This is a genomic window from Burkholderia sp. AW49-1 (assembly GCF_053427845.1).
This window is the reverse complement of the sequence record NZ_JBSAXF010000005.1, coordinates 309394-324272: the sequence shown is the minus strand read 5'-3', so window position 1 is coordinate 324272 and position 14879 is coordinate 309394. Positions and strand designations below refer to the sequence as shown.

General features: G+C 68.8%; 16 protein-coding genes. 4 read left to right on the top strand and 12 right to left on the bottom strand.

Annotation, left to right across the window (positions count from 1 at the left end; translation table 11 throughout):
* Positions 1 to 128 precede the first annotated feature (128 nt).
* The 3 genes from ACV22W_RS11560 to ACV22W_RS11550 form a co-directional block, all read right to left on the bottom strand.
* The gene (locus ACV22W_RS11560) at positions 129 to 1388 is read right to left on the bottom strand and encodes an MFS transporter (protein WP_448019265.1); all 1260 of its coding nucleotides are present in this window, start codon (positions 1386 to 1388) and stop codon (positions 129 to 131) included.
* Positions 1385 to 2587 (bottom strand): YbfB/YjiJ family MFS transporter, encoded by a 1203-nt coding sequence (locus ACV22W_RS11555; RefSeq protein WP_448019263.1) that lies wholly within the window; start codon positions 2585 to 2587, stop codon positions 1385 to 1387. Before ACV22W_RS11555 ends, ACV22W_RS11560 begins: the two co-directional genes overlap by 4 nt.
* A 118-nt stretch (positions 2588 to 2705) precedes the next feature.
* Positions 2706 to 3632, bottom strand: a complete 927-nt coding sequence (locus tag ACV22W_RS11550) for a LysR family transcriptional regulator (protein WP_448019262.1) — start codon at positions 3630 to 3632, stop codon at positions 2706 to 2708.
* 144 nt (positions 3633 to 3776) lie between these two features.
* On the opposite strand from ACV22W_RS11550, the gene ACV22W_RS11545 reads away from it, so the two are divergent.
* The 3 genes from ACV22W_RS11545 to ACV22W_RS11535 all read left to right on the top strand — a co-directional run bounded on the left by ACV22W_RS11545 (position 3777) and on the right by ACV22W_RS11535 (position 6812).
* Positions 3777 to 4952, top strand: a complete 1176-nt coding sequence (locus tag ACV22W_RS11545) for a hypothetical protein (RefSeq protein WP_448019260.1) — start codon at positions 3777 to 3779, stop codon at positions 4950 to 4952.
* A gap of 118 nt (positions 4953 to 5070) precedes the next feature.
* Positions 5071 to 5358: a hypothetical protein gene (locus ACV22W_RS11540; protein WP_448019258.1), complete on the top strand. Its 288-nt coding sequence runs from the start codon at positions 5071 to 5073 to the stop codon at positions 5356 to 5358.
* Entirely contained in the window at positions 5355 to 6812 is a 1458-nt protein-coding gene (locus tag ACV22W_RS11535) for an MFS transporter (RefSeq protein WP_448019256.1), read from the top strand. The genes ACV22W_RS11540 and ACV22W_RS11535 overlap by 4 nt, the downstream gene beginning before the upstream one ends.
* Positions 6813 to 6882: 70 nt before the next feature.
* Here ACV22W_RS11535 and ACV22W_RS11530 read toward each other — a convergent pair whose 3' ends face one another.
* The 5 genes from ACV22W_RS11530 to ACV22W_RS11510 form a co-directional block, all read right to left on the bottom strand.
* Positions 6883 to 7776, bottom strand: coding sequence for a LysR family transcriptional regulator (locus ACV22W_RS11530; RefSeq protein WP_448019255.1), 894 nt, complete (start codon positions 7774 to 7776; stop codon positions 6883 to 6885).
* Positions 7777 to 7896: 120 nt separating this feature from the next.
* Positions 7897 to 8724 (bottom strand): alpha/beta hydrolase, encoded by an 828-nt coding sequence (locus ACV22W_RS11525; protein ID WP_448019254.1) that lies wholly within the window; start codon positions 8722 to 8724, stop codon positions 7897 to 7899.
* A 263-nt stretch (positions 8725 to 8987) separates the two neighbouring features.
* A complete protein-coding gene (locus tag ACV22W_RS11520; protein WP_448019252.1) occupies positions 8988 to 9371 on the bottom strand; it encodes a VOC family protein in 384 nt (127 codons plus the stop codon).
* Between the two features lie 25 nt (positions 9372 to 9396).
* Positions 9397 to 10359: a hydroxymethylglutaryl-CoA lyase gene (locus ACV22W_RS11515; protein ID WP_448019251.1), complete on the bottom strand. Its 963-nt coding sequence runs from the start codon at positions 10357 to 10359 to the stop codon at positions 9397 to 9399.
* A gap of 29 nt (positions 10360 to 10388) precedes the next feature.
* Positions 10389 to 11579, bottom strand: coding sequence for a CaiB/BaiF CoA transferase family protein (locus tag ACV22W_RS11510; protein WP_448019250.1), 1191 nt, complete (start codon positions 11577 to 11579; stop codon positions 10389 to 10391).
* Here ACV22W_RS11510 and ACV22W_RS11505 point away from each other — a divergent pair.
* Positions 11578 to 11799, top strand: coding sequence for a hypothetical protein (locus tag ACV22W_RS11505; protein ID WP_448019248.1), 222 nt, complete (start codon positions 11578 to 11580; stop codon positions 11797 to 11799). The two genes, ACV22W_RS11510 and ACV22W_RS11505, sit on opposite strands and share 2 nt — an antisense overlap.
* 167 nt (positions 11800 to 11966) lie before the next feature.
* Here the strand turns inward: ACV22W_RS11505 and ACV22W_RS11500 are convergent, their stop codons facing one another.
* The 4 genes from ACV22W_RS11500 to ACV22W_RS11485 all read right to left on the bottom strand — a co-directional run bounded on the left by ACV22W_RS11500 (position 11967) and on the right by ACV22W_RS11485 (position 14845).
* Positions 11967 to 12179 carry a hypothetical protein gene (locus ACV22W_RS11500; RefSeq protein ID WP_059467484.1) on the bottom strand — a complete coding sequence of 71 codons (213 nt, stop codon included), beginning with the start codon at positions 12177 to 12179 and terminating at the stop codon, positions 11967 to 11969.
* Between the two features lie 250 nt (positions 12180 to 12429).
* Positions 12430 to 12867, bottom strand: a complete 438-nt coding sequence (locus ACV22W_RS11495; RefSeq protein ID WP_059449716.1) for a hypothetical protein — start codon at positions 12865 to 12867, stop codon at positions 12430 to 12432.
* 182 nt (positions 12868 to 13049) lie between these two features.
* Positions 13050 to 13973 carry an ABC transporter permease gene (locus ACV22W_RS11490; protein ID WP_059606820.1) on the bottom strand — a complete coding sequence of 308 codons (924 nt, stop codon included), beginning with the start codon at positions 13971 to 13973 and terminating at the stop codon, positions 13050 to 13052.
* Positions 13973 to 14845, bottom strand: a complete 873-nt coding sequence (locus ACV22W_RS11485; RefSeq protein WP_448019246.1) for an ABC transporter permease — start codon at positions 14843 to 14845, stop codon at positions 13973 to 13975. The genes ACV22W_RS11490 and ACV22W_RS11485 overlap by 1 nt, the downstream gene beginning before the upstream one ends.
* Between the last annotated feature and the right edge of the window lie 34 nt (positions 14846 to 14879).

Here is a 14879-nt window from a genome sequence, read left to right as displayed (position 1 = left end):
GTCGGGTCCGGCATGCGGCACGTTCACGGCGCGGCGCGGCGCGCATCCGAATGGTGCGCGAAACAGTCACCCGCAATTGCGCCCATGCTACGCCAGCCTGCGGTCCGCGAGCCAGCCCAACCTTGCTGCTATCGACTGCGTACCCGATAGGCGAGCCCCGCGCAGCCAGCCAGCAGCGCGGCCGTCACGAAGAACACCGAATGCAGGCCGAGCACGACGCCGATCTGTCCACCGATCACGGGGCCGACCACCTGGCCGCCGAACTGCGCGGATTGCAGGTAGCCGAGCATCTGGCCCGTCGCGCGCTCGTCGACGGACTGCCGGACCAGTTTGCCGATCGACGGCAGCAGCCCGGCGAGCGTCATCCCCATCAGCACACGCAGTGCCGCGAGTTGCCACCAATGCGAGACGAACGCCTGCGGCACCATTGCGAGCGCGGTCAGCAGCAGGCAGCCGACGATTACGTTCCAGCTACCGATACGGTCGGCAAGCGCGCCGAGCCGCGCGGCGGTCAGCATGCTGCCCAGCGCGGAACAGGCCATCACGACGCCGGCGACGCGCGCCAGATGACGGCCGTCGACGCCGAGCCCGCCGATATAGACCGTGATGATCGGCTCGATCGACATGTTCGCGAGCAGCACCATCATAGCCGTCACCAGGAGTGCGGCGACCGCCGCCCGATCGGTGCGCCGTGTCGTGTCCCCGGTCGTTGCGCGGGCGTGTCGCGCCAGTGCGTCGGTGTCCGCGTGAAAGTCCTCCTTCACGACCAGGATCGTCAGCAGCGCGGCGACGGCGATCATCGCCCCACCCGCGAAAAACGTCCCGCGGATGCCGAGCCAGCCCGGCAGCAGGCCGCCGACGAGCGGCCCGACGAGGTTGCCCGCGAGCGCGCCGGTCGACAGGATGCCGAGCGCCCAGCCCGCGCGCTCGCGCGGCGCCTGGGTGCCCACCATCACGGTCGATGCCGATGCATAGCCGCCGATGAGCCCGGCGACGAGCCTCAGTGCGACGAGTTCCTGGACGTTGTGCGCCATGCCGATCAGCGACATCACGACGGCCATTCCGAGCGCAGCGCGCACGAGCATCGGTTTGCGGCCGAAGCGATCCGCAAGACGGCCCCACAGCGGCGCGGTGACTGCCGTGCCGAGAAACGTCGCACCGAACGCGACGCCGGACCACTCGATCACGGCCGATTGCGCATCGACGCCGAGCTGCCGCACGTACAGCGGCAGGAACGGCAGCAGCATGCTCAGGCTGACGAGCGTCGTGAACGAGCCGAACACGCACACGGCGAGATTGCGCTGCCAGTAGCGCGCGTTGCGTTCGGCGTAGCTGGCGGCGGCCGGGCCGGCGCGCACCGTGCCGGGTGCCGGGATGGTCGTGCTCATCGCGCCCTCGCCGTGGCGGCGACGTCGACCGCGAGCGCCAGCAGCAGTGCGGCGGCACCGACGGCGAACAGCGTGTCGTATCGTCCGCCGCTCGATGCGAACAGGTAAGACAGGCCGTACGCCGCCATCGCCTGCATGATCGCGAAGCTGGTCGTCGCGCTGCGCCATGCGCGTTTCGCAACCGACGGATGATGCGCGAGCAGTTCATTCACGCGGCCGAGCGCGAGCGGGACGATGCCGGGTGTGAACGCACCGACCAGCACGCTCGATACGATCAACGCGGGGGAGCCCATCCCGAGCAGCGGCAGCACGACGGCGACGGCCTCGATCGCGAATGCAATGCGCAGTGCGCGACCGAATCCCGCTCGATCGGCGAGATGCCCGCACGCGAGCGGCCCGACGATCGCGCCGAGGCCGTACAGCACCCAGTACTGCGCGCCCGCGTCCACGCCCTTGTCGAGTCCGCGCGCAACGTAGTCGACGAGGAAGATCATGTGCGGGACCAGCCCGACCGCGTTGAGCCCGTATTCGACGTACAGCGCGCGCAGGCTGCCGGTCGGGAGGTTTCTCGCGTGGGTGGCCGGCGACGCGACCGCCGCGGGCGGCGCATCGTCGGCGGGCCAGCCGCGCCACGCGACGGCGGTCAGCAGCAGCGACACGATCGCGAGCCCGAGCCACGTCGCGGTGAGACCCTGCCGCAGCAGGATCGGCACGATCGTGCCCGACGCCGCGATGCCGAGACCGATTCCGGTAAAGATGCCGCCGCTCGCGAAACCGCGGCGCGCCGGCGGCACGTGCGCGAGGATCGCCGGCGCGGCCAGCACCATCAGGGCGCCCCCCGACAGGCCGGACGCGAAGCGCCACGCGAAGAACCACAGGAACGACACGGGCGCGGCGCATGCGACGAACGCAAGGGTCGCGAGCAGCATCATCGCGCGCAGCACGGCGGTCGGGCCGGCGCGGCGCGCGAGCGAGCCGGCGACCAGCGCGCCGGCCAGATAGCCGCCGAGGTTGGCCGCACCCAGATAGGCGGCCGTCGACGCGGGAAACCAGTGCGCGCCGATGATCGCGGGCAGCAGCGGCGTATACGCGAATCGCGCCAGACCGATGCCGATCAGGCTCGCACTGGCACCGGACACCGTGCCGCGCCACACGTTGAATGCGGGGACGTGCTGCCGGTCGAGAAGCGCTTGTTGCATTGAAGGACCTCCATTCGCTGGGCAGACGCATGCGCGTCCGACGGTTGAAGGAAGTCTAGATTGAACCGGATTTCGGGAGAATCCATGCATTGCGGAAGCCATTCTTCCGCAACGCGGTTCAATCTTCGTCGGTGATGGTGGCCAGCCGTGCAAAGTGCTCGCGCAATCTCGGTGCGGCGAAATCGACGAACGTCCGCACCTTCGGCACCGACAGCCGTCCGTAAGGCGTGACGAGGTGGATCGGCAGCGGCGCATGCTCGCTCTCGCGCAGCACGATCCGCAGCGCGCCGTCCCGAACCTGCTCGGCGACGTGATACGAGAAGAGGCGCGTGACGCCGTGGCCGGCGAGCGCCGACGCGAGTGCGCCGCGGATCGTGTTGACGATGAAGCGCGGAGCGAACTGGACCACCTGCGGCAGCGCCGACTGGCCGGACGGCGGGAAGCTCCAGGAATCGAGCCCGAAGTGCGTCATCGAGATGATCCGGTGCCGTGCGAGATCGGCCGGCGCGGTGATCGGCGGATGCTCCGCCAGATAGTCGGGTGACGCAACGACGACGCGCCGCACCGCGCCCACCGGAATCGCGACGAGCGTCGAATCCGTCAGATGTGCGATGCGCAGCGCGACGTCGATTCCCTCGTCGATCAGGCTGACGGGGCGGTCGAGCAGTTGCAGGCGAATCGACACGGCCGGATGGCGGTCGATGAACTCGTCGATGAGCGCGCGCAGCACGTCCTCTCCCGCGGCGACCGGTGCCGTGATCGTCAGCAGGCCGCGCGGCGCCGAGCGTTCGTCGGCGATCAGCATGTCCGCTTCCTCGAGGTCCGCGAGGATACGGCGGCACGCTGCGGCGTAGCGTTCGCCGGCCTCGCTCAGGCGAATCGTCCGGGTGGTCCGGTACAGCAGCGCGGTGCCCGTGTGTTCCTCGAGAAACGCGATCGCGCGGCTGACTGCCGCCGGCGAGCGGCCGAGACGGCGGCTCGCGCCTGCGAGACTGCCTTCGTCCAGCGTGGCGACGAACACCTTCATCGCATCGATTCGGTCCATGGCGTGTGAGTGGGCGCGAGTGGTCGTGTCATTGGCGGCGGGAACGCCAGCGAGCAGTCTACCGTACGCGTTCGGCGATGCCCGGTCGGCCTCGTCGTGCCGCTTCGTGAAATACTGCGGCCACGCGTCCTCCGGAACTCCGCAATGAGTGAAATGCCCGCCATGCCCTCGTTCTGTTGCCCGATCGTGCGTTTCGCACTGACGTGCGTCGTGGCGTTGCTGGTCGTCGGGCCGGCGACGGCCGCCTCGGCCACGGATGCCACGCACGTGCCAGGCGGGTCGCCCGTACCGGCAGCACGCACGTCGCAACGCATCCTGTTCGTCGGCGACAGCCTCACGCACGGCCGTTACACGCCCGTGCGCTCGTACGGCGCGATGCGGTCCGGCGGCAAGGACGTTGGCGGCACCGCGCAGGTCGTCGACGAAAACTTCGGGCAGACCGGGGCCCGCGCCGAACGCGAGCCGGGCCCGTGGGGCGGGATTCCGGGGATCTTCGCGCGCTTCGCCGCCGAAGCCGGACTCGACTACGCGGTTCATCTGGAAGCGATGTCGGCGACGAGTCTCGCGAAACATGACCGCGTCGCATCGGACGTGATCGACCGGCCTGCCTGGGATGTGGTGGTCCTGCAGGAACTGAGCGCGAAGCCGCTGCCGTTCGCGCTCACGCACAGCCGCGCCAGCGATCCGGCCGGTTTCCGTGCGAGCGTCGCGAAGCTCGCACGCGGCATTCGCGCGGCGGCGCCGCAAGCGCGTGTCTATCTGTATGAAACCTGGCCACGCGCCGATCTCGCGAAAGCGCTGGCGGGCGAGCCGGACAGCGCCGGTTTTCACGCGCGGTACGTCGATCGTCTCGCCGACCTCGTCGCGGCGTATCGCGATGCATACGAAGGCGCGCGCCGCACCGATCCGTCGATCGCCGCCGTCGTGCCGGTCGGCCGCGCGTGGCAGCGTGCGTGGACGACCGGCGTCGCCGATCCCGACCCGTATGCGCCGTCCGGCGCGCCGCTGCTGTGGTACGGCATGCGCGCGCAGAACGACCCGCCGATCTCGCGGCCCGATTATCTGCATCCGGGCGTGCTGGGCGCTTATCTGAGCGCGCTCGTGCTGTTTCAGCAGATCGCCGGGGTCGACGTCCGTACGTTCGGCCCGCGGGAGCAAGCGGCCGTGCAGCTCGGCATCGCGCCGGACATGGCGGCAAGGTTGCAGGCCGTTGCGTCGGATACGGTCCGCCAGGAACGCGCCGACGCCGCCTCTGCCCCCGCTGTCGATGCCGGTCAGACGGCGACAGCCGGATGCCCTGATCCGTGCGCGTCGCAATGAGCGGCGATGCGGCGCGTCCGACGCGCCACGCCGAGCGGTAGACGCATGACGAATGCGGAGCGTTGCGCTTGCCGCTCCGCACGGCATCGCGGTCGGCCGAACGCACGCAGTGTCACCCATGGTTTTCCCTGCCCTCGCCTTCCAGCAGCGGCCTGATCTTCGTCCGAAGCCCGCCCCGCGGGCGTTCCGCAGCCTTTCTGCGCAGGAAAGGATGCTTGAAGCATCCGCAATTATCGTGTCGCGCAAATTCGCCGACGATGTTTCCGACGATCGGCGCCACCCACGCAGCCGGCTTTTCGCGGGCCTGGCACGCAGGCGCGCCGCGTTGCGCGAGCGGACCCGCAAGACCGGCCGCGAGCAGCCGGGCGTCGCGCCACGGCAAATCGATAATCAGGAGACACGATGAACAGCCAATCCCTCGACCTCGGCGGCACCGCGGGTGACCCCGCGTCCGCCGTACCGTCCGTGGCCCGGGCCGGCGCCGGCGCGACGGCCCTGCCCGCCCGTGGCGTCACGCTCGGCGAATTCATGGACGACCTGCCCGTCGGTGCGCTGCACCGCTTCGTCGTCTGGGTGATCGGCATCGGGCTGTTCTTCGACATGTACGAGATCTTCCTCGTCAGCACGATCGGCTCCGCGTTGCAGAACGAATACGGGCTGAGCCGGCAAAGCGCCGATTTCAAGCTGCTGCTGGCATCGGCATTCATCGGGATGTTCGTCGGCGCGATGTGTCTCGGCAGCCTTGCCGACCGCATCGGCCGGCGCAAGGCGTTCCTGTTGACGCTCGTCTGGTACAGCGCGTTTTCGCTGATCGGCGCGTTCTCCGTGAATGCGGACATGCTGGTTGCATGCCGGTTCCTGACGGGCATCGGCGTCGGGGCGATCTATCCGGTCGCCGACAGCTTCCTGTCGGAAATCCTGCCGAAGGACAAGCGCGGGCGGCTCGCCGCTTGGGGCTATACGACTTCGTACGTCGCGGTGCCGCTGGTCGGCTTCCTCGCGCTGTGGCTGAATCCATTGCATGTCGCGGGGATGGCCGGCTGGCGCATCATCCTCGCGATCGGCAGCCTCGGCGCGGTGTACGTGTTGCTGGTCCAGCATCGGCTGCCGGAAAGCCCGCGCTGGCTGCTCGCGCGGGGCCGCGTCGCGGATGCGCATGCCGCGGCGCGGCGCTTCGCGGACAGCGCGGGCGTGCGCGTGCCCGAGCAGTTCGCGGCATCGGCCGAGCCGCAACGGCCGCTGAGCCTCGGCGAGCGTATCGCGCTGCTGCGTCGCCGGCCTTACGGCGCGCGCTACCTGATGCTTGCGGTGTTCCACCTGTTCCAGGGCTTCGGCTATTACGGCTTCGGCACGCTCGCGGGCACGGTCGTCAAGAGCCGTGGGTTCGATGTCACGGACAGCACGCTGTTCATTGCGCTGTCGTTCATCGGGTATCCGATCGGCTCGCTGCTGTCGATTCCGTTGTTGAACTGGATCGAGCGGCGCACGCTCGTGATCGGGTCGATCCTGTCGATCGCCGCGTTCGGGCTGTGCTTCGCGTATTCGGGCAATACGGTGCTGATCGTCTGCTTCGGTTTCCTGACGACATGCGCGTCGAACGTGTTCAGCAATGCGTATCACGTGTATCAGGCCGAAATCTTTCCGGCACGGGCGCGCTCGACCGCGATCGGCAGCACGTATGCGTTGTCGCGCATCGTCAGCGGCGCGCTGCCGTTCGTGCTGCTGCCGGTGCTGGCCGCACATGGCGCCGGTGCGATGTTCGGCGTGATCTCGGTCGCGCTCGGGATCGTTGCCGTCACGCTGCGCGTGCTCGGGCCGCTGACCACCCGGCGCAGCCAGGACGACATCAACCCGGTATGACACGGCGACGGCACGGGGCACGCGCATGCGTGCCCCGTGCACTGCGCATGCGGCGCGCTATTGAGCGGATTCAGCGTGCCGACATGAAATCGAACAGCTTCGCGATGTCGGAGGTCAGCACGGTGCCTGCCTTCACGCCGACCCACAACGTGCGCGTCGCCCATGCGTCGTCGAGCTTCACGATCCCGAGCCGCGCCGCACGCTCGCCGGTCACCGCATCGCGCGGCAGCACGCCGATCCCGAGCCCGGCCTCGATCATCCGGCTCACGCCGTCGAAATTCGACACCTGGATGCGCAGCTTCAGCGAGCGCTCGGCCGCGAACGCGGCGTCGGTCATCCGCGCGAGCAGCGAACTGCCGTCGCTCAGGCCGACGTAGTCTTCATCGAGCGTATCCGCGAAGCGGATGCCGTCGTGCGCGGCGAAGCGATGCCCGCGCGGCACGAGCAGCACCAGTTCGTCGCGCCGGTACAGGCGGCGTTCGATGCCGGGCGCCGGCACGTTGTCCGCGAACACGCCGAGATCGGCCTTGCCGGCCGCGAGCGCGTCGACGATTTCGTGACTCAGCCGCTCCTCCAGGCTGACCTTGATGCCCGGGTTGTCGGTGAGAAACGCGGCGAGATCGGCCGGCAGGAACTGGACGATGGCCGACGTATTGGTCCACACGTGAATGTGGCCGCGCACGCCCGCAACGTAGTCGCTCATCTCGTGCGCCATCCGGTTGACCTGCTCGATCACCTTCGTCGCATGGTCGAGCAGCGCCCGGCCCGCCGGCGTCAGCTCGACGCCGCGCGCATGCCGGACGAACAGCGCGCTGCCGGTCACGCTTTCGAGTTCCGCGATCCGCTTGCTGACCGCGGACAACGTCAGCTGGCCGTGTTCGGCCGCCTTGGTCAGGCTGCCGTGCTCGGCGACGAGCGCGAACACGCGCAGCGACTGCAGATCGAAATGAAGCGGGTTCACCATGATGAAGGTCCTGGGAAGCGCCGTGCGGGGCGCGCGAACGGCGCCAGGCTGGCCTGATGGCGATCATACGCCCGGCCGCGCACGGCGCGAAATCGCACAAGACGACGCAATACGGCGCGATCAGCGCGGCGCGATTGCCTGCAACGCAGCGAGCATCGCGCTGTCCGGTTTCGCGAGATCGTCGAGTACCGTGAAGTGCTTCACGCCGGGCAGCCATGCGCGCGCGATCCGTTCGCCGGCCGCTTCGCAGGCGTCCGCGTATTCGTGTGCGTGGCGCACGAGCTCCGGCAGCTCGGCCGTGCCGACCGCGACGGCAGTCGGCGCGCCCGGCCCGATGTGATGCAGCGGGCTGTACGCGGCAATTTCCTGCGCGGTGAGCTTCAGCTTGTCGTCGAGCACGCACAGAGAGATCGGTTCGAGATCGACGAGCGGGCTGATCGCGAGCGCAGACACGACGGCCGGATGCGCGCGATGCACGGCCGTCAGGTGGCCGCCGGCCGAGTGGCCGCTCAGATGGATCGGTCGTCCTGCCGTGCCGATGCCGTCGGGATCGGCCGCGAGATGGTCGAGCAACGCGCCGATCTCGCCGACGATGTCGGTCATCGATGCGGCCGGTGCGAGCGTGTATTCGGCGAGCACGACGTCGAAGCCGCGTGCGAGCGGCCCGGCGGCCGCGTACGCGAAATCCTCTTTCGCGCAGTGCTGCCAGTAGCCGCCGTGAATGAACACGAACAGCGGCGCGTCGGCCAGGCCGCACCGCAGCCAGTCGAAGCGCTGCGCCGGACGCGCACCGTAGCGCAGGTCGCGCTGCCCGGGCGTCGCATCGTAAAGCGCCGCGCTGCGTGCCTGGCAGGACGCGAGCACCGCGGGAAAATCGGGAATGGCTCTCGTGTTCAGGTAGGCGGCGTCGAGCGCCGCGCGGTCCATGCCGCGATAGAGGATCGTCATTCGGGAAGCGCCTGGTCGGATTGCAGATGCGCGGGACGTTCGCGGTGCCCCGCCACGAAGGCGCCGGACGGGCCGACGCCGTTGCGCCATTATGCGTAGCGCAACCGGCGCCGGCTATCCGGAATCGGCGGGGGCGGCATGCGCCTGTCCGCTTTCGGCGGAGGACTGTCGAGCAGCGCACGCGTCGTACCGGCGCATGCGCGAACGGGCGGACCGGCGCGACGAAGCGGCGATGGTATCCGCTCGGCGCAACGGATCGGCACTCAGATCAGTTCGGATATCTCGATGAGGTTCAGATCCGGGTCGCGCACGTACACCGACCGGATCTTCTGCGTCGCGCCGGTGCGCTCGACGGGCCCTTCGACGATCGGCCAGTCGACGCGGCGCAGATGCGCGATCACGTCGTCGAGCGGCACCGTCGCGATGAAGCACAGGTCGAGCGCGCCGGGCACCGGCACGTGCGCTTTCGGCTCGAACTCCGCGCCGCGCACGTGCAGGTTGATCTTCTGGTTGCCGAAGCGGAATGCGAGCCGGCCCGCACCGAAGGTTTCGAGCTGCATCTGCAGCACTTCCGTGTAGAAGTGCCTGGTCCGCTCCGGATCGACGCAGGTCAGCACGAGGTGGTCGAGGTGGTCAATCAGCGCCATGTGGTTCGCTCCTGTTTCCACGCGTTCACGAGAAAGCCCGCTGCATCGGCATGTCGCCGCGTTCGGCGCGCGGCAGCGGATGAAGGTCCGAGCGGCGCCCGGCCTTCAGGATCTGGCTCGGCACGTCATGCCCGATCAGCGCGGGCAGCCGCGCCGCCGCCGCGAGCACGGCCGCGAGGTCCACGCCCGTATCGTAGCCGTCGAGCGCGAGCATGTGGACCAATTCCTCGGTGCACGCATTGCCGGTCGCGCCCGGCGCGTACGGGCAACCGCCGAGCCCGCCGAGCGACGCGTCGAAGCGGTCGATACCGGCGTCGAGCGCGGCGAGCGTGTTGGCGAGCGCCATTCCGCGCGTGTTGTGAAAGTGCAGCGTGAGCTGCAGCGCGCCGAAGCGCTCGCGTGCGCGTTCGGCCAGCTCGCGCACCTGCGACGGGTATGCCATGCCGGTCGTGTCGCACAGCGTGACGCCGTGCACGCCGAGATCCGCGAAGCGCTGCATCCACGCGAGCACGGTTTCCGCGCGCACGTCGCCCTCCATCGGGCAGCCCATCGCGGTCGACAGCGACACGTTGATCGCGACGCCGGTGCCGCGCACCGCGTCGATCACGTCGCGCAGCTGCGCGAACGACTGCTCGCGGGTCATCCGCAGGTTCGCGCGGTTGTGGCTCTCGCTCATCGACATCACGAGGTTCACCTCGTCGACGCCGCACGACAGCGCGCGCTCCGCCCCGCGCACGTTCGGCACGAGCACCGTGTAGACGACGCCCGGCGCGCGCACGATGCCGTGCATCACGGCCTCCGCGTCGCGCAGCGCGGGGATCGCTTTCGGCGACGTGAACGACGTGACCTCGATCTTCGCGTAGCCGCATGCGCTCAATGCGTCGACGAGCGCGATCTTGTCGTCGGTGTCGACGAACGTCGCTTCGTTCTGGAAACCGTCGCGTGTCGCGACTTCGTGGATGTAGAGTCGTTGGGGAGGCTTGCTCATGTGTTCGTCCCGCTGGCGGGTTAGCCGGTTCAGATCACGCCGCGCGCGCGCCAGTCGTCGCGCGTCGCGGCATCGATGCCGATCGATTCGAGTACCGAGTCGGTGTCGGCGCCGAGGGCGGGTGCCGGACGCTCGATGCGTCCCGGCGTCGCGCAGAGTTTCGGCACGATGCCCGGCACGAGCACGGGCGTGCCGTCGGGCAGCGCGGCGTCGACGATCATGTCGCGTGCGCGGTAATGCGGATCGGCCGCGATGTCGGCGACGTCGTAGATTCGCCCGGACGGGATGCGTGCGTCGTTCAGCGCGGCGAGCACGTCGTCGAGATCGTGTCGCGCGCTCCATTCGCCGATCGCCGCGTCGATGCGTGCGACCTGCGCGACGCGTCCGTCGTTGTGCGCGAGCGCCGGATCGTGGCCGAGATCGGGGTGCCCGATCAGTTCCATCAACCGCCGGAAGATGCTGTCGCCGTTGCCGGCGATCAGCGCGTATTTGCCGTCGCGGCAGCGGTACGCGTTGGTCGGCGCGATGCCGGGCAGGCTGCTGCCGGCCGCCTCGCGCACCGCGCCGAACGCCGCGTATTCGGGCAACAGGCTTTCCATCATGTTGAAGACCGATTCGTACAGCGCGACGTCGACGACCTGCCCTCGGCCGCCCTGCTGCTCGCGATGGCGCAGCGCGAGCAGGACGCCGATCACGCCGTGCAGTGCCGACAGCGAATCGCCGAGCGACACGCCGACACGCACCGGCGTGCGGCCGGGCTCGCCGGTCAGGTGCCGCAGGCCACCCATCGCCTCGGCGATCACGCCGAAGCCGGGGCGGTCGCGATACGGGCCGGTCTGACCGAAGCCCGATACGCGCAGCATCACGAGCCCCGGGTTGATCGCGGACAGCGTCTCCCAGCCGAGCCCCCAGCCTTCGAGCGTGCCTGGCCGGAAATTCTCGATCAGCACGTCGGTCCCGGCGACGAGGCGGCGCACGACGTCCTGCCCTTCCGGCGTGCGCAGGTCGAGCGCGAGCGAGGTCTTGTTGCGCGACTGCGCGGCCCACCAGACCGACGTGCCGTCGTGCAGCAGCCGCCATTTGCGCAGCGGGTCGCCGACGCCGGGCGGCTCCACCTTGATCACGTCCGCACCGAATTCGGCCAGCATCCGGCCCGCGAACGGCCCGGCGATCAGTTGGCCGAGTTCCAGCACGCGGATACCGTCCAGGGGGCGCGTCATGACCGTCTCCGATGAAATCGCGTTATCGATGACGGCGATCATGACGACGTTCGCGCGCGGCGAAAATCGATCGATGCTCAACCAGCCTTTCCTGAACGGAAAGGCGCGCATGGCGGCGAGCCGCGCGGCACGTCGTGACGGTGGAGGAGCGCGGAGAAACGAAGGCGAGAGGGCAGCGGTGTGTGGCGTCGGCAGGGACGTACCCGCCCGCGCGACGTAAAGACGTGACGACGCGTCGCGGCAGGACGCCGCAGCGGAATCGGAGAATCGGGGAAGCGGGGTTCAGGCGATGCGCGACCGGAACCGGTATGCGCGCCGCCGGCGCGTGTCGGCCTTCGGCCGCGCGTCGGCGGGAATCAGCGGGGATGCGTCAGCGGGAGACGAGATTCAGTAAGCGGACATCTCGACGCAAGGATCGACCTTGGACGGCGAGCAAATGACCGAATACTTGGCGCTTTCGCGCATCAGCGCCTCGCCTTCGTGCAGTGCGATCTTGATCTCGGGGTGACGCTCGTACGCGAGGAATGCGGAGCAGAAGACCGCGGACATCACGACCAGCGAAAACACAAATTTTTCAAGGGATTGGAAACGTTCGGGCATGGTTCGACCTTTCTTCTAGCCCGCGATTATATCTCGAATTAAGGGTTTTCCCTATATGAGGCTCCGCATACCGAGGATGGCTTCGACCGATGTCAGGCGGTGTTTGCGCCCTTTTTCACCGTGACACAGGTTCGAGCATGGGACGAGACGGAGGGACTGGTCGCCTGCAACGGAAAGCCGGCGACGGTTCGGCACGCGTCGTCCGCACCGCATGTCGGCGGGAGCGGCGACGAAGCCCGTCTCCGATGCGTCACTGCGGTGCCGACGCACCGCTGGCCGCATTGCCGGGCCATGCCTTGCCGATCTTGTCGATCAGCGACTTGGCGGCGCCGGTCGCGATGGCGGCGTCGACGCCCGAGGTCTGCCACGAACCGTCGGCGGCCTGCACGAAGGTCAGGTTCGCACGCGACGGCGTGTAATCGCTGTTGCGCCACGTGATCACGACGTCGCACGCGTAGGTGCGTTCGCCGGTCTTCCTGCAGTCGCCGTCGGGCTTCGCCGAGATCACGTCGGCCGACACGGGCAGCGGCTGGCCGAATAGCGCGTTCAGGCCGCCGTGGTTTTCCGCTTCGAGCGCGCGGCGCACCGCGGCATCGACGTCGCTCGATCCGGGGCCGTCGTGGAGCAGGTGGCAGGCGGCGAGCAGCGTGGCGGCACAGCCGAGCGTCAGCAGCGTGGGAAACTTCATGGAACTCCGCGGATCGGGTGAACGTCGGGCGGCATGCGGCGATGGCCGTTTAAGCATCGCCGAGCCGGTATGCCGCGTAGTCTGCAACGTCCGCGCGTGGTTCGCGGTATCCATTTGTAACCAATTGCACGGGCGGCAGCAACGGCGCGAACGCCCCGCTGCCCCGCCGCCTTCGTGCGCGGCTACTGCCGCTCCTGCTTCACGCGACTCACGAGCTGCGTCGGGCTCACGAACTGCAGCGCGATCACGACCCACACGAGCGTGATGGCCATGTAGATCATCGCCATCGCGTCGATCGACTGCGGTGCGCGCACGCCGGTCGAGAACACCGCGTAATACAGCGCGACGACGAGCGTCTGCGTGCTCGGGCCCGCGGTGAAGAAGGTCAGCTCGAACATCCCGATCGTGCGCACCAGCACGAGCAGCCCGGCCGCGAGCATGCCGGGCACCAGCAGCGGCAGCAGCACGTAGCGGAAATAGCGCCACGTGTTCGCGCCGAAGATGCGCGCGGCGGCTTCGAGATTCGGATCGATCTGCTCGATGAACGGCGTCATCACGAGGATCACGAACGGCAGCGCCGGCACGAGGTTCGCGAGGATCACGCCGGGCAGCGTGCCGGCGAGCCCGACCTTGTACATCACGGTCGCCATCGGGATCCCGTACGTGACGGGCGGCACCATCAGCGGCAGCAGGAACACCAGCAGCGCGAAGCGCTTGCCGCGGAACTGCACGCGCGCGAGCGCGTAGGCGGCCGGCACGCCGAGCGCGACCGACAGCAGCACGACCGCGCCGACGACTTCGACCGTCACCCACAGCACGCTGGCGAGCTGGAAGTCTTCCCACGCCTTCGCATACCAGTGCAGCGTGAAGCCCTGCGGCAGCGGCGTGCCGAACCAGCGCGTCGCGACCGAGTTCACCGCGACGGTCGCGATCAGCAGCATCACGTTCAGCAGGAAGAACGCCATCAGCCCCCACACGAGCGCCTTCCACGCGCGGCCGGCGAGGCTGTCGCGCAGTTTCCGCGGCTTCATCGCGTTGACGGGCTGCGCGCCGGGCGGGCTGTGCTTCGGCGGCCATGCCGGCGCCGCATGATTGTCGGTCGCCATCAGCCCTTGCCTCCCGAGACCGGACCGGTATAGAAGAAGCGGCGCGCGCCGAGCATCGACGCGACCACCAGCAACTGCACGAAGCCCATCACGATCGCGATCGCCGATGCGAGCGAATAGTCGTAGCTCTCGAACGCGGCTTCGGCGGCCGCGATCGAGATCACGCGCGTCGGCCCGGCCGGCGCGCCGAGCAGCACGGCCGACGGGAATACCGAGAACGCCTGCACGAACGACAGACATGCGGCCATCGTGAGCCCCGGCACGAGCAGCGGCAGGTAGATCCGCCGGAACTGCTGCCACGGGTTCGCGCCGAGCGTGGCCGCGGCGCGCGCGAGCGTCGGGTCGATGCCGCTGATGTACGACAGCATCAGCAGGAACGCGAACGGAAAGCCCGACACGACCAGCGACAGCAGCACGCCCCAATAATTGTGCGTGAGGCGCACTTCGTCCGTGTACAGGTGCAGCCCCTGCAGCGCCTGCGGAAACCAGCCGTTCGGTCCGAAATACGTGAGCATCCCGTCGGCGACGAGCACCGTGCCGAGCGTGACGGGAATCACGAGCAGCGTCGTGACGAACTTCTGGTACGGCGAGTTGCGGCGCAGCGCGAACGCGACGGGCACCGAGATGCCGACGTTGATCAGCGTCGCCGGCACCGCGAGCTTCAGCGTGACGAGCACGGTCGGCCACATCGCGGTGTCGGTGAAGAACTGCACGTAGTTCGCGAGCGCGCTGCCGCCGTTCATCGGCTGGAACGACAGGACCAGGCCGTACGCGAACGGATAGATGAACAGCGCGACGATGAACGCGAGCGCCGGCGTGACGAGCCACGACTTCGCGTCGCGCGGCGCGCCGCCGGTCGCAAGCGCGCTCATGCGTCCTCCGGACCGGGCGTTGCGGCGCACGCGG

Excerpts from the sequence above, each read along its gene's own strand:
- ACV22W_RS11540 (WP_448019258.1), top strand. The coding sequence starts at position 5,071 with ATGGTTTTCCCTGCCCTCGCCTTCCAGCAGCGGCCTGATCTTCGTCCG.
- ACV22W_RS11555 (WP_448019263.1), bottom strand. The coding sequence starts at position 2,587 with ATGCAACAAGCGCTTCTCGACCGGCAGCACGTCCCCGCATTCAACGTG.
- ACV22W_RS11545 (WP_448019260.1), top strand. The coding sequence starts at position 3,777 with ATGAGTGAAATGCCCGCCATGCCCTCGTTCTGTTGCCCGATCGTGCGT.
- ACV22W_RS11525 (WP_448019254.1), bottom strand. The coding sequence starts at position 8,724 with ATGACGATCCTCTATCGCGGCATGGACCGCGCGGCGCTCGACGCCGCC.
- ACV22W_RS11485 (WP_448019246.1), bottom strand. The coding sequence starts at position 14,845 with ATGAGCGCGCTTGCGACCGGCGGCGCGCCGCGCGACGCGAAGTCGTGG.
- ACV22W_RS11520 (WP_448019252.1), bottom strand. The coding sequence starts at position 9,371 with ATGGCGCTGATTGACCACCTCGACCACCTCGTGCTGACCTGCGTCGAT.
- ACV22W_RS11505 (WP_448019248.1), top strand. The coding sequence starts at position 11,578 with ATGACCGTCTCCGATGAAATCGCGTTATCGATGACGGCGATCATGACG.
- ACV22W_RS11500 (WP_059467484.1), bottom strand. The coding sequence starts at position 12,179 with ATGCCCGAACGTTTCCAATCCCTTGAAAAATTTGTGTTTTCGCTGGTC.
- ACV22W_RS11530 (WP_448019255.1), bottom strand. The coding sequence starts at position 7,776 with ATGGTGAACCCGCTTCATTTCGATCTGCAGTCGCTGCGCGTGTTCGCG.
- ACV22W_RS11490 (WP_059606820.1), bottom strand. The coding sequence starts at position 13,973 with ATGGCGACCGACAATCATGCGGCGCCGGCATGGCCGCCGAAGCACAGC.
- ACV22W_RS11495 (WP_059449716.1), bottom strand. The coding sequence starts at position 12,867 with ATGAAGTTTCCCACGCTGCTGACGCTCGGCTGTGCCGCCACGCTGCTC.
- ACV22W_RS11515 (WP_448019251.1), bottom strand. The coding sequence starts at position 10,359 with ATGAGCAAGCCTCCCCAACGACTCTACATCCACGAAGTCGCGACACGC.
- ACV22W_RS11510 (WP_448019250.1), bottom strand. The coding sequence starts at position 11,579 with ATGACGCGCCCCCTGGACGGTATCCGCGTGCTGGAACTCGGCCAACTG.
- ACV22W_RS11560 (WP_448019265.1), bottom strand. The coding sequence starts at position 1,388 with ATGAGCACGACCATCCCGGCACCCGGCACGGTGCGCGCCGGCCCGGCC.
- ACV22W_RS11550 (WP_448019262.1), bottom strand. The coding sequence starts at position 3,632 with ATGGACCGAATCGATGCGATGAAGGTGTTCGTCGCCACGCTGGACGAA.
- ACV22W_RS11535 (WP_448019256.1), top strand. The coding sequence starts at position 5,355 with ATGAACAGCCAATCCCTCGACCTCGGCGGCACCGCGGGTGACCCCGCG.